Origin of the sequence: Caldicellulosiruptor bescii DSM 6725 (assembly GCF_000022325.1) — a bacterium.
Taxonomy (GTDB): domain Bacteria; phylum Bacillota; class Thermoanaerobacteria; order Caldicellulosiruptorales; family Caldicellulosiruptoraceae; genus Caldicellulosiruptor; species Caldicellulosiruptor bescii.
Genome location: NC_012034.1, coordinates 2215961 through 2229599, shown reverse-complemented (window position 1 = coordinate 2229599; position 13639 = coordinate 2215961). Strand labels below are relative to the sequence as shown.

At 36.4% G+C, this 13639-nt stretch carries 12 protein-coding genes and 1 pseudogene; all 13 read left to right on the top strand.

From position 1 onward, the window contains the following. Window positions 1-11 precede the first annotated feature (11 nt). Window positions 12-1131, top strand: a protein-coding gene (gene prfB / locus ATHE_RS10560) for a peptide chain release factor 2 (protein WP_015908452.1) whose coding sequence is annotated in 2 segments (ribosomal slippage) — window positions 12-74 and window positions 76-1131 — 1119 coding nt in all. Because the reading frame shifts where the segments join, the coding sequence is not laid out codon by codon here. Next, window positions 1128-1580, top strand: coding sequence for a chemotaxis protein CheW (locus ATHE_RS10555; protein WP_015908451.1), 453 nt, complete (start codon window positions 1128-1130; stop codon window positions 1578-1580). The genes prfB and ATHE_RS10555 overlap by 4 nt, the downstream gene beginning before the upstream one ends. Before the next feature lie 173 nt (window positions 1581-1753). Then, complete coding sequence (gene leuC / locus ATHE_RS10550; RefSeq protein WP_015908450.1) at window positions 1754-3043, top strand: 3-isopropylmalate dehydratase large subunit; 1290 nt, start codon at window positions 1754-1756, stop codon at window positions 3041-3043. Continuing rightward, the gene (leuD, locus tag ATHE_RS10545) at window positions 3044-3544 is read left to right on the top strand and encodes a 3-isopropylmalate dehydratase small subunit (protein ID WP_015908449.1); all 501 of its coding nucleotides are present in this window, start codon (window positions 3044-3046) and stop codon (window positions 3542-3544) included. Next, the gene (leuB, locus tag ATHE_RS10540; protein ID WP_015908448.1) at window positions 3537-4604 is read left to right on the top strand and encodes a 3-isopropylmalate dehydrogenase; all 1068 of its coding nucleotides are present in this window, start codon (window positions 3537-3539) and stop codon (window positions 4602-4604) included. Before leuD ends, leuB begins: the two co-directional genes overlap by 8 nt. 113 nt (window positions 4605-4717) lie before the next feature. Further along, a pseudogene (locus ATHE_RS10535) lies at window positions 4718-5861 on the top strand (aldo/keto reductase). A 131-nt stretch (window positions 5862-5992) separates the two neighbouring features. After that, on the top strand, window positions 5993-6283 hold the full coding sequence (rpsF, locus tag ATHE_RS10530) for a 30S ribosomal protein S6 (protein WP_015908447.1): 291 nt from the start codon (window positions 5993-5995) through the stop codon (window positions 6281-6283). Between the two features lie 15 nt (window positions 6284-6298). After that, complete coding sequence (locus tag ATHE_RS10525; protein ID WP_013412642.1) at window positions 6299-6784, top strand: single-stranded DNA-binding protein; 486 nt, start codon at window positions 6299-6301, stop codon at window positions 6782-6784. 82 nt (window positions 6785-6866) lie between these two features. Next, window positions 6867-7100, top strand: coding sequence for a 30S ribosomal protein S18 (rpsR, locus tag ATHE_RS10520; RefSeq protein ID WP_035168561.1), 234 nt, complete (start codon window positions 6867-6869; stop codon window positions 7098-7100). A gap of 175 nt (window positions 7101-7275) precedes the next feature. Further along, complete coding sequence (locus tag ATHE_RS10515) at window positions 7276-9810, top strand: glycosylhydrolase-like jelly roll fold domain-containing protein (RefSeq protein ID WP_015908445.1); 2535 nt, start codon at window positions 7276-7278, stop codon at window positions 9808-9810. Between the two features lie 248 nt (window positions 9811-10058). Next, window positions 10059-11024 (top strand): ABC transporter permease, encoded by a 966-nt coding sequence (locus tag ATHE_RS10510; protein WP_015908444.1) that lies wholly within the window; start codon window positions 10059-10061, stop codon window positions 11022-11024. A gap of 31 nt (window positions 11025-11055) precedes the next feature. Further along, on the top strand, window positions 11056-11934 hold the full coding sequence (locus ATHE_RS10505) for a carbohydrate ABC transporter permease (protein ID WP_015908443.1): 879 nt from the start codon (window positions 11056-11058) through the stop codon (window positions 11932-11934). Window positions 11935-12029: 95 nt separating this feature from the next. Beyond that, window positions 12030-13598 (top strand): extracellular solute-binding protein, encoded by a 1569-nt coding sequence (locus ATHE_RS10500; RefSeq protein WP_015908442.1) that lies wholly within the window; start codon window positions 12030-12032, stop codon window positions 13596-13598. The last annotated feature ends 41 nt before the right edge of the window (window positions 13599-13639 follow it).

Genomic DNA, 13639 nt, shown 5'->3' with positions numbered 1-13639 from the left:
GGTCTTAAAGTATGCTAATGCTTGAAGAAATTTTGCAAAGACTTGAAAAAGCAGAAGAAGATTTAAAAGAAATGAGGGTTTCTCTTTGACATTGACGGGCTGGAAAGTGAACTGAAATCCTTAGAGACTGAGACATCAAAACCTGAGTTCTGGCAAGACATAGAAAATTCCCAAAGAATTTTGCAGAAGATAAAGAGAATAAAAGATAAAATAGAAAGATTCCAAAAGTTATATTCTCAATGGGAGGATTTAAAAGTCTTGACAGAGCTCAGTATAGAAGAAGGCAACCACGAGATGTCAGAAGAACTTGAAAAAGAGCTCATTAGCCTCGAAAGAAAAATAGATGAATTTAAGATAGAAATTCTTTTAAACGGTCCATATGACAAAAATAATGCAATATTATCAATCCATGCTGGTGCAGGTGGCACAGAAGCTCAGGACTGGGCAGAGATGTTACTTAGGATGTACACGCGCTGGGCTGCAAAAAAAGGTTACAAGGTTGAAACTTTGGACATTCTGCCCGGTGAAGAGGCAGGTATTAAAAATGTCACCATTCGAATAGTTGGTGAAAATGCTTATGGGTATTTAAAAGCTGAGAAAGGAGTTCACAGGCTTGTGAGGATATCACCTTTTGATGCGGCTGGAAGAAGACATACTTCCTTTGCAGCGGTTGAGGTTCTGCCCGAGGTTGAAGATGACACCGACATTGAGATAAAGGAAGAGGACCTTGAGATAGACACATATAGATCATCTGGTGCAGGTGGTCAGCATGTTAACAAAACAGAGTCAGCTGTCAGAATAAAGCATATTCCAACAGGTATTGTTGTGACATGCCAGAATGAGAGGTCTCAACATAAAAATAGAGAGATTGCTCTTAAAATCTTAAAAGCAAAACTTTTAGAGCTTAAAGAAAAGGAAAGAAGAGAAAAGATTCAAAAACTTAAAGGTGAACAAACAGAGATTGGCTGGGGCAACCAAATTAGGTCATATGTATTTTGTCCGTACACTTTGGTAAAAGACCACAGGACAGAAGCTGAAGTAGGGAATGTTGAGGCAGTAATGGACGGTGAGATAGATGTCTTCATAAATGCGTACCTCAAGAAATTTAGAAACGAGGAGGATGTTGCGTGAAACAGTATGTAATTTTCAATGTAGGTGATTACAGCTTTGGGGTTGACATACTTGAGATTGTTGAGATTATAAAGCCAAACAAGATTGTAAAGGTACCAAGTATGCCCCAGTATGTTGAAGGGATTATTGATGTAAGAGGCACATCTGTTCCGGTTTACAACCTTGCAAAGCGTCTGGAGATTAAGTCGAAAGCAGAGACGCAAAAAATTATTATTGTTGAGCTTTCCAAGTTCCAGCTTGGATTTTTGGTTGATGATGTCTCTGAGATACTCAAAATCGAAGATGATAAGATTGAAAAGGCAAATGAGAGCATCAGGGGGATCAAGCGAAAATTCATTGACTCAATTGCGCGTGTGGGAGATGACATGATTATCATTCTTGACCTTAAAAGTGTGCTTACAATTGAAGAGGAAGAACAAATATCTGATATGCTAACAGAGAACAATTAATAAAATTTTTTGAGTATTAGGGGCTTTTTATAACATAAATTTTCTTGGAAAGCCCCTTTTTGTTTGCAAAAAACATGATATTTTTTATCAGAATAAAAAAATAAATAATTGAAAACTGTATACAGGTATACTAAAATAAATTTCAAAATAAGAGCAAGGGGTGAAATTTAAATATGACAAAACCGATGACAATGTCACAAAAGATTTTGGCATACCATGCAGGAAAAGAATATGTTGAACCTGGAGACTTGATTTTTGCAAATGTTGACCTTGTTTTGGGGAATGACGTTACAACACCTGTTGCAATAAAGGAGTTTGAAAAGATAGGGATTGACAGGGTTTTTGACAAAGATAAAATTGCGATAGTTCCCGACCATTTTACTCCAAACAAAGACATAAAGTCTGCTCAGCAGTGCAAGATGGTTCGAGAGTTTGCTAAAAAGTATGAGATTACAAATTATTTTGAAGTTGGCGAGATGGGTATTGAACATGCACTCTTGCCAGAAAAAGGACTTGTTGTGCCGGGTGATTTGGTAATTGGTGCGGATTCGCATACTTGCACATATGGTGCACTTGGTGCTTTTTCAACAGGAATTGGTTCTACTGACATGGCATGTGCAATGGCAACAGGAAAGTGCTGGTTCAAAGTTCCAGAGGCCATTAAATTTATTCTCTACGGCAAAAAAACTGGCTGGACATCGGGAAAAGATATCATCCTTCACATTATTGGTATGATAGGTGTTGATGGTGCACTTTACAAGTCAATGGAATACACGGGAGAAGGTTTAAAATCACTTTCAATGGATGACAGGTTCACCATTGCTAACATGGCAATTGAAGCAGGTGCGAAAAATGGCATATTTGAGGTTGATGAAAAGACAATAGAGTATGTAAAACAGCACTCTACAAAGCCTTATAAGATATTCAAGGCAGACGAGGATGCAGAGTATTCACAGGTCTTTGAGATTGATATTTCAAAAATTAGACCCACAGTTGCCTTTCCACATCTTCCAGAGAATACAAAGACGATTGATGAGATAACAGAAAAGATTTATATTGACCAGGTTGTGATTGGTTCTTGCACAAATGGCAGAATTGAAGACTTAAGGATTGCAGCAAAGATCTTAAAAGGAAGAAAGGTTAAAAAAGGGCTCAGATGTATTATATTCCCTGCAACACAGAATATATACAAACAGGCATTAAAAGAGGGATTCATTGAGATATTCATAGACGCTGGATGTGTTGTTTCAACACCAACTTGTGGTCCATGCCTTGGTGGACACATGGGAATTTTAGCAGATGGTGAGAAGGCTCTTGCTACAACAAATAGGAACTTTGTTGGCAGAATGGGTCATCCAAATAGTGAGGTTTATCTTTCATCGCCTGCAATTGCAGCAGCATCAGCAGTTTTAGGTTACATTGGCTCACCTGAAGAGCTTGGAATGAAAGGAGATGAAGAATAGATGATTTTCAAAGGTAAAGCTCACAAGTATTATGATAATATCGATACAGATGTTATTATTCCTGCAAGATATCTTAACACATCTGATCCTAATGAACTTGCAAAGCATTGTTTGGAGGATTTAGATAAAGAGTTTGTGAACAAGGTTCAAAAAGGTGACATTTTGGTTGCTGGGAAAAATTTTGGATGTGGATCTTCAAGGGAACATGCACCAATTGCAATAAAGGCATGTGGGGTTTCATGTGTTATTGCAAAGTCGTTTGCAAGGATATTTTACAGAAATGCGATAAACATTGGTCTTCCAATTGTTGAGTGCGAAGAGGCAGTAGATGGTATAGAAGCTGGAGATGAGGTGGAAGTTGACCTTGTAAATGGAATAATTAAAAATCTAACAAAAGGTAAAGAGTTTAAAGCAAAACCCTTTCCTGAGTTTATGCAAAATATCATGAAAGCAGGCGGACTTATAGAGTTTGTAAAAGGAGAGTTGAAAAAAGATGCATAGGATAGCTGTAATTCCTGGAGATGGAATAGGTCCTGAAGTAATTGAACAAGCGCTAATTGTTCTTGATAAGATATCTTCTAAATTTGGAGTTAAATTTGAATATATCTTCATTGACGCTGGCGGATGTGCAATCGACAAGTATGGTGTGCCAATTAGAGAGGAAGATTTAGAACTTGTTAAAAAATGTGAGGCAACATTATTGGGTGCTGTTGGTGGACCAAAGTGGGATAATCTTCCCGGAAATTTGAGACCTGAACAAGCTCTTTTGAAGCTCAGAGGAGGACTAAAAGTTTATGCAAACCTGCGTCCTGCTGTGCTGTATGATGAGTTAAGAGATTCATCACCTCTCAAAAAAGAGATTGTATCAAGAGGCATTGATATTCTGGTTGTAAGAGAGCTAATTGGTGGCATGTACTTTGGTCCAAAGGGAAGAGAAGTAAAAGATGGCGATGAAGTGGCTTATGACACAGAGGTGTATTCAAAAAGTGAAGTTAGAAGAATCGCAAAGGTTGCGTTTGAATCTGCCAGAAAGAGAAGGAAAAAGGTAACCTCTGTTGACAAGGCAAACATATTAGAATCATCAAGGCTCTGGAGAGAAACTGTTGAGGAGGTTGCAAAAGATTATCCGGATGTGGAGCTTTCTCACATGTATGTTGACAATGCATCAATGCAGCTTGTAAAAGACCCATCACAGTTTGATGTTATACTTACTTCCAACATGTTCGGTGACATTTTGTCTGATGAGGCATCAATGATAGTAGGGTCGATTGGTATGCTTGCCTCAGCTTCACTTGGCGAGGGCAGTGTGGGACTTTACGAGCCAATACACGGCACAGCACCTGACATTGCAGGTCAGGATTTGGCAAACCCGATTGCAACAATTTTGTCTGCTGCGATGATGCTGCGCTACAGCTTTGACATGGAAGATGCTGCAAAGGCTATAGAAAATGCTGTGAAGATTGCTCTCAAAGAAGGGTATAGAACAAGAGATATCTACACAGAAAATTGTAAGCTTGTTGGAACAAAGCAAATGGGAAAAATTATTTGTGAAAATATCTAAAAGCTGCAGAAAATTTTCTGCAGCTTTTTTGTGTTTAAATGCTTTTTAAAGTAAGGTAAAATATAAACATAAAGCATTTTTTAAATAAACCATACACTGGAGGGGTTTTTGAAATGAAGTACAGACCCTTTGGGAAAACAGGCTTTATGGTGTCTGCTCTTGGATTTGGTGCAATGAGGTTACCAATCTTGGATGGTGACTATTCGAAGATTGACGAAGAAAAAGCAACCCAAATGCTGCATTTTGCAATCGACAATGGAATCAATTACATTGACACAGCGTATGTGTACCATGGTGGCAACAGCGAAGTTGTTGTAGGTAAAGCTTTGAAAGGAGGATATAGAGAAAAGGTTAAGGTTGCAACAAAACTTCCTGTCTGGCAGGTAAATAGTTTTGATGATGCTGATAGGATTTTGGATGAGCAGCTAAAAAGACTTGATACAAGCTATATTGACTTTTATCTTTTGCATGCTCTTAACAAAGACCACTGGAAGAAGTTAAAAGAGATGAACATCTTCAAGTGGATTGAAAAAGTGCTTCTTGAGGGAAAAATAAAATATATTGGGTTTTCGTTCCATGACGATGTAGCTACATTCAAAGAGATTGTTGATAGTTACAACTGGACGTTCTGCCAGATACAGTACAATATCCTCAACCGAAACTATCAGGCAGGGGAAGAGGGGCTCAAATACGCAGCCGCAAAAGGATTGGCAGTTGTCATCATGGAGCCACTTTTGGGTGGAAGGCTTGCAAAAGAGCCGCCTCAAGAGATAAAACAGCTTTGGGAAAAAGCACCTATCAAAAGAACACCTGTTGAGTGGGCACTTTCGTGGCTGTGGAACCAAAAAGAAGTGTCGGTTGTGCTAAGCGGTATGAGTACGCTCGAGCAGGTAAGAGAAAATATTAAGAGAAAATATTGAATATGCAAGTAAATATGAAGTGGGAAATTTGACTGACGAGGAACTTGAGCTTGTTGAAAAGGTTGCTCAAAAGTATAATGAGCTGAGGAAAGTCAACTGTACAGAGTGCAAATACTGTATGCCATGTCCACAGGGTGTTGATATTCCTTGGAATTTTAGCATTTACAATCAGGCAAGCATGTATAACATGTATCAGGAGATGAAAAATGATTATGCAAAAAAAGAAAAAGAGAGAGCAGAAAATTGTGTTGAGTGTGGTGTCTGCGAGACAAAATGTCCACAGAACCTTCCAATAAGAGAGATCCTAAAAGAGGTTCACGCATATTTTTCAAAGTAAAAATAGGTTATTTACTTTAAAGCGCATTTTATGATAAAATACTGCATGTTGTGGGAAGATAAAAATTCTTTCTTCCCTTGCTCCCAAAAGGTGATTTGGGGGCCTTTAAGTCTAAAAGGGAGGTGAAAGTTGTGGTTGAGAGAAAGTATGAAACAGTATTTATAATAAGCCCCACACTTGACGATGAGGCAAGAGCTAACCTCATCGAAAAGTTCAAAAATCTTATCTCAAGCAATGGACAGCTTTTAAATGTTGAAGAGTGGGGAAAAAGAAGGCTTGCTTACAAGATTGACAAGCACGCAGAAGGGTATTATGTGCTGATGCAATTTACAAGCAAGCCTGAGTTCCCACGCGAGCTTGAGAGGGTTTACAGAATTACAGATGGGGTTATTAGGTTCTTGATTGTAAAGCTTGAAAAATAAGAGGGGGCGGCTTTTTTGAATAAGGTTATTTTGATGGGTCGCTTAACGCGCGACCCTGAGTTTAGGCTTACTGCCAACAATACCCCCGTTGCAAACTTCACGCTTGCTGTCAACAGACGTTTTAAACGCGAAAATGACCAGGATGCCGATTTTATCCCGATTGTTGCGTGGAGCAGGCTTGCCGAGTTTTCAAAAAACTATCTCAAAAAAGGAAGGCAAGTTGTGGTAATAGGAAGACTTCAGCTTCGTACGTGGGATGATGAGGCAAATAGACGTCACTACATCACTGAGGTTGTGGCGGAAGAGATTTATTTTGCAGAACCAAAACCTAAGGATGTACCTGTTGACAGCGAAGCAGAGGTAAAAGAAGACATTATTTTGCCTGACTTAGATGATGAGACAATTGAAAGCGAACTTGAAAACTTTTTTGAAGAGGATGTAAAAATTCCATCAAAAAATAATGATGTTGATGAGGGTATAGAAGATGACCTGCCATTTTAGATAAAGTGGAAATTTAAGAAAAAAGGAGGGAAAAGGTTTGAACAACAATCAAAATCAGCAGCAAGCTCAAGCTACTCAAACAATGGAAAGAGTTAGCTCAAGACAGAAAAAGAAAAAGAGAGTATGTTCATTCTGTGTTGAGAGAATATATGAGATAGATTACAAAGATGTGAACAGGCTCAAGAAATTCCTCACAGAAAGAGGCAAAATAATGCCAAGAAGAACAACTGGCAACTGTGCAAGACATCAAAGACAGCTAACACGAGCTATCAAGCGCGCAAGAATCTTAGCACTTCTTCCGTTTATAGTTGAATAAGATCCTTTTATAAAAAGAATATAAATAAACCTCCTTCTATAGTGATAAAATAGAAGGAGGTTTTATTTTTGTGTGGTTTTATTTAATATTTATTGATATTTGAAATGTTTTTGTATAAAATTTTTATTAAATAAAGCCAAAATCAATCTAATAAATGTGAAAGGGGAAACATACAATGAATGAGAGTATAAAATTGAATTCTCTTTTTGATGAAATCAACAACCCTCCAGCTACTGCCAGTATTATTCATTGGTGGATTTTTTCTGATGAGATGAACGAGAACAGAATAAATGCTGAGCTTGATTATATTTCAAATCTTGGCTTTAAGCAAGTATTAATTGCAGTAGGACACAATGTTTCGCCTAAATATTTGACACATGGTTGGTTTGAAATGGTAAAATTTGCAGTTCTCCAAGCTAAAAAAAGAGGAGTTAAAGTGTGGATTGCCGATGAAGGGACATATCCAAGTGGCTTTGCTGGCGAAACTTTTAATAAGAAGTATCCTCACAAAAGGATGAAGGCTATTATTGTTGAGAAGGAGTTTATTATTGAGGGTAATTTATGTGAAGTTGAACCTCACTCTGGTACAATTGGGATTTTGGCCAAAGACATGAACCAGAATAAATACTTTGCTTTTGAAAAGCTTGAATTTAGTAGCGGATTTTTATACTTGCCCTATCATTCGACTTGGCAAATAAAAGTAATATCTTCAGCTTACAGGACATCTCCAACAAGATACGTTCACCATCCAACAGGTGCAAAAGATACTACATTTTCACTTTGTGATTATCTTGACTATGAAGCTGTCAATCTATTCATAAGTGAGGTATATGAAAAATATAAAGCTTATATGGGAAATGAATTTGGAAAGACAATAATTGGATTTTTCGCTGACGAACCTGATTATTCTATTTCTGGACTACCATATACGGATAATATATTTGATATATTTTACAATGAACAAGGATACGACGTTAAAAAGTACATACCGTATTTCTTTAAAGAGCAATTAGATGAAAAAATAAAAAGAGTAAAAGCAGATTACTGGGATGTATGGAGCAATATTTTTACAAATACTTTCTTTAAGCAGATCTACAAATGGTGTGAGGCAAATGGCCTCAAATTTGTAGTACATCTAAATCATGAAGATATGATAGAACACCTTACCAAATCTGAAGGACAGTTCTTTTCGCATATGAAGTATGTTCATATTCCAGCAATTGATGTAATTTGGAGACAAATCTGGTATGACAAAAAAGCAATATTCCCTAAATACGCTTCTTCTGTTTCTCATATTAAAAATATTGCTCAGACCTTTTCAGAGAGTTTTGCAGTATATGGACAAGGTATATCTGTTGAGCAAATCAAATGGGTAGTTGATTACCAGTTTGCAATGGACATAAATCTATTTTTGACCTCAATCTTCAAGTATCTTTATGACCATCCGCAAAATTATTTCTTTCCAGAGGTAATTAAGTATATTAATACCATTTCATATCTTCTCTATGTAAGCACCCCTTGTACAAAGGTTCTGGTTTACTTTCCTACACCGGATCTGTGGGCAGGTGAAAATATGTCTGCTTCAAAAGCAATGGAAATTGGCAATGCACTTTTAGAGAACCAGATTGATTTTGATTTTTTTGACCATTCTCTTTTAGAATATCTGGAAATTAAAAACCATAGAATATACGCTAACAATAGAAAAGAATACGACATTGTTATTCTTCCGCCTATAAAGTATTTGCCACAAGATCTGTTCAGATTTTTAAAGCTTTTCTCAAGCAAAGGAGGGAAGATTATTTTCTTCGAGAACTCTCCTTTGTTTGTTTATAACAAAACCTTTACATCGTTTTTCCACTTTGTAGATAGAGAAATAGGTGTGGTTGTTGAAAGTATCGAGCAGCTTTCAAAAATGGTTGAAAAAGATGTCACTGTTGTAGACAGCAAAGATGTTAGAGTTCTTCATAAAAGAATAGAAGGCAATAATCTGATTTTTCTCTTCAATGTTTCAGGTACTTCATTTTTGGGTAAGATAATATTAAAATTTTCTAAGAAAAATGTATATATATGGGATCATATACAGAATAAATTTTTAATGGTTTCAAATATCAAAAGTAATAAAAAAAACATACAATTAGAACTCTATATACATCCATATCAGACTTTGGTTTTAATAGCAAGTGATGAGTATGTAGATGGAATTCAAAAAACAACACTGCTTGGAAGCTTACCGAGAACAGTCTTGGAATTAAACGATAACTGGGAAATTCATTTTGATAAAGATTTTGTTTTGTTTTCAGATTTAAAAGATTGGCAAAGCTTGGGCTTTGGTGACTATTCTGGCAGTGTAGTTTATAGAAAAATATTTTCGTTTTCTCATGATGACTTTATTAAAAATAAACATCTTTTCCTCAACTGCCCCAATGTAAAGTACTCTGCAAAGGTTTGGTTAAATAAAAGATATCTTGGTGTAAGAGCTTTTTCGCCTTTTATGTGGGATATAACAGAGGCATTGAAAATTGGTGAGAATGAACTTGTGATTGAAGTTCAAAACACCCCTGCAGCAGCTCTACTTGGAACACAAGAAAAATTGGAAAAATTAAGAAAAGAGGCAGAGAAGAACTTTTATCTTTCTATTTCTCTAAAATTTGACCTGGAAATGGTCCAATCAGGATTGTTGCCTCCAGTTGCTATTGTTTCTTTAGAATGAATATTTTAAAGCTCAATTTTTTGGGCAAATCATTCTTTTTGGAAGAGAGGTGACTGCCTTTGGTTTTGTAAGTCTTTCCTTGTAGCAATATTTAGCTCACTTTCAAAGTAAAAAAATCTTTGTAGCTGTTCAAAAATAAAATAAAAAAATAGGTATTGACACAACAAAAACAAAGTATTAAAATAAAATTAAACCAAAAACAAAATTCAAATCTCAATATTAATACCGACAAAAATAATGGAAATCTGATGAAAAACAATATTATCAAGGGACCAAAAAAGAAGGGAGAGAATGATTTAATGACAGCTACCACTTCTATATGGAAAAGACTGAAAAAAGACAAATGGCTGTATATCTTAGCTCTACCGGGTATTTTGTACTTCATCATTTTTAGGTACATTCCAATGTTTGGTATAGTAGTTGCCTTTCAAGATTTTAATCCGTTTTTAGGGTTCTGGAAAAGTCCGTGGGTAGGTTTTGAGCATTTTAAAACACTTTTCACCGACCCTGATTTTCCGATGCTGTTTAGAAATACACTGTTAATTTCATTTTACAATATACTTTTCTATTTCCCTGTGCCAATTATTTTAGCGCTACTGATCAACGAGGTGCGAAATCAGGTTTATAAGAGAATTGTCCAGACGTGTGTTTATGTTCCTCACTTTGTTTCAATGGTGGTCATAGCAAGTATTACATACGTGCTTCTCTCAAGTGAGGCAGGGGTTATAAATAATATTCTGTATAGCTTAACAGGTAAAAAAATTGAATTTTTGACAGATCCAAGATGGTTCAGACCTCTTATAATAATTCAGAGCATATGGAAAGAAGCAGGATGGGGAACAATAATCTTCTTGGCAGCACTATCAAATGTTGACCCAACATTATATGAGGCTGCTATTGTGGATGGGGCAACGAGGTGGCAGCAGACGTGGCATATCACAATACCCTCAATTATGAGTACGGTAATCATACTTTTCATTTTGCGATTGGGACATCTTCTTGATACTGGCTTTGAACAGATATTTTTGATGAAAAATCCTATTAACAGGTCGGTAGCAGAAGTGTTTGACACATATGTTTATCAAGTAGGGGTTACCCAAGGAGCGTACAGTTACAGTACAGCGGTTGGTCTTTTTAAGTCTGTTGTTGGACTGATTTTGATTCAGGTTTCTAACTATCTGTCCAAGAAATTTACTGAAACTTCATTGTTCTAATCTTTATTCAAGAATTTGAGAGGTGTCAAAAATGAGACAGAATAAGACAGTAGCAAGTACTATTTTTGATGTTTTTAATCATATATTCCTTGGAATATGGGCGATAATAACTGTTTTACCTTTCCTATACGTTTTGGCTGCATCTTTTGCTCCAGATTCAGAAATAAAAACGAGGACATTCTTTATAATTCCTCATAATCCTACTCTTCTCACCTATAAATTTATTTTTGCTTCAAACTATTTTCTTCGTAGTATGCTCAACAGTGTGATTATCACGGTAGGAGGTACCTTGGTAAATCTGTTTTTCACATTTACAATGGCATATGCTCTTTCAAAAAAGCACTTTATAGGCAGAAGTATTGTCTTAAATGGCATAATATTTACAATGCTTTTTGGTGGAGGAATGATTCCTACATATTTGCTGGTAAAAAGCCTGGGTCTCTTAAATTCTTATTGGGCACTATGGTTGCCAGGTGCAATTAGTCCCTTTAACTTCTTTGTTGTCAAAAACTTTTTCCAGGAAATGCCACAGGATTTAGAGGATGCAGCAAGAATTGATGGATGTACAGAAGCTCAAGTGTTGTGGAAGATAATACTTCCTCTTTCAAAGCCTATTATTGCGACATTTGCTTTGTTCTATGGAGTGGGGCATTGGAATTCATGGTTTGGAGCGCTTTTGTATATAAACGATGCTGAGAAATGGCCTGTGCAGCTAATTTTAAGGCAAATAGTAATGTTGTCAACCACGCTTGCTTCGGACCTAACACAATTTGATCCTAATTTCCAACCTCCACAGGAGTCGCTGAAGATGGCAATAATTGTCGTAGCAACTTTACCAATAATGCTTTTGTATCCATGGCTTCAGAAGTACTTCATAAAAGGTATGTTTATTGGTTCATTGAAGGAGTGATGTAAAGATGTAAAATGAGATGTTATAAACAAGAAGATAAATTCAAAATTCAAAAATTTATTTTTCAAAAACAAAAAGCGGGAGGGAGTTAATTTATGAGTAAAGTTAAGAAGATTTTGAGGTTATTTGTAGTTAGTATCTGTATTGCAGGTTTGTTGTTAACATCAATAGGAGTATTGGGTGCATCAAAATCAAAGTATTCGTTTAAACTCACAATCATGGCTCAGTATTTTGGGACAGAGCCTGCGCCATCAAATAGTCCAGTAATTTTAAAAGCAGAACAGTACCTAAAAACTGACCTGGAGTTTACATGGGTACCTGCCGATGGTTACAATGACAAATTAAACATTATGTTAGCAAGTGGAAATCTTCCAATGGTGGTTTATGTACCAGGAAAAACTGCGTCTATAATTGGTGCATGTAAAGCAGGAGCATTCTGGGAACTTGGACCGTATATAAAGCAATATAAGAATTTAAAAGCAATCCCGGATATAGTTCTGTGGAACTCTTCCATTGATGGTAAAATATATGGTATTCCACGTTCAAGGACCTTGGGAAGAAATGGTATTGTTTATAGAAAAGACTGGGCTAAAAATGTTGGTATCACTAAGCTTGAAACTATTGATGATTTGTACAACATGTTAAAGAAGTTTACTTACAATGATCCAGATAAAAATGGAAAAAATGACACATATGGAATGATTGTTTGCAACTACAATGGACCATTCTATATTACTCTCACATGGTTTGGTGGTCCGAATGGATGGGGATTGAACAAAAACGGACAGTTGGTGCCAACTTTCTTGACAAATGCATATATAGAAAATTTAAAATTCTGGCGAAAGATGTATCAAGAAAAGCTGTTTAACCATGACTTCCCGAGTGTTCCAGGTGCAAGATGGGAGGATTATTACTCACAGGGTAAAGGTGGAGTAAAGATTGACGTTATAGACTCTGCAAACAGAATTTACAATGGCCTCAAGAACAACGGTATCATTCCAAAAGATGCAAAGGATACAGATATAATGGACGTTGTTGTGTCTGTGAAAGGTAAATATGGTCTAAGAAATATGCCGACTTCTGGTTATGCGGGGTATCTGATGGTTTCAAAGACAAGTGTAAAAGATATGAATACATTCAAGAAAGTAATGTCGATATTAGATAAGTTTGGCGACAGAACAATGCAGGATCTGTTTGGTTATGGACTACCGAACAGACATTACAAACTTGTAGATGGTAAAATAGATCCTATTCCAAACTTGCCAGCAGATTTGTCAAGAGAAATAAGCGGACTTAACCAGGTTCTACATTTTTATCCTGCAAACGGTGGAACACCAAGATATATGACTCCACTTTTGCAGCTGCAGGCAGATATGCAAGCTTTGAATGAAAAGCTCAATATTCTTGTGCCAAATCCGGCAGAAGCATTGATAGGTATGTCAGATACTTATATCAAACGCGGTGTCACACTTGATAATATGATAGAGGATGCGCGCGTTAAATATATTACTGGTCAGCTCAATGACCAGGGCTTTAAGAAAGTTCTTGATAACTGGAGAAGGCAGGGAGGAGACCAGATTATAAAAGAAGTAAATGCACTGTATCGTAAATATAAAAAGAATATTCCTTACAAAGAAGACATATATAAGATTCTCAATCCTTAGGACCTGTGTCTTAACAATTTTATTAAAAATAGAATCTCGTG

Excerpts from the sequence above, each read along its gene's own strand:
- ATHE_RS10510 (WP_015908444.1), top strand. The coding sequence starts at position 10,059 with ATGAAAAACAATATTATCAAGGGACCAAAAAAGAAGGGAGAGAATGAT.
- leuB (WP_015908448.1), top strand. The coding sequence starts at position 3,537 with ATGCATAGGATAGCTGTAATTCCTGGAGATGGAATAGGTCCTGAAGTA.
- ATHE_RS10515 (WP_015908445.1), top strand. The coding sequence starts at position 7,276 with ATGAATGAGAGTATAAAATTGAATTCTCTTTTTGATGAAATCAACAAC.
- rpsR (WP_035168561.1), top strand. The coding sequence starts at position 6,867 with ATGGAAAGAGTTAGCTCAAGACAGAAAAAGAAAAAGAGAGTATGTTCA.
- leuD (WP_015908449.1), top strand. The coding sequence starts at position 3,044 with ATGATTTTCAAAGGTAAAGCTCACAAGTATTATGATAATATCGATACA.
- leuC (WP_015908450.1), top strand. The coding sequence starts at position 1,754 with ATGACAAAACCGATGACAATGTCACAAAAGATTTTGGCATACCATGCA.
- ATHE_RS10500 (WP_015908442.1), top strand. The coding sequence starts at position 12,030 with ATGAGTAAAGTTAAGAAGATTTTGAGGTTATTTGTAGTTAGTATCTGT.
- ATHE_RS10505 (WP_015908443.1), top strand. The coding sequence starts at position 11,056 with ATGAGACAGAATAAGACAGTAGCAAGTACTATTTTTGATGTTTTTAAT.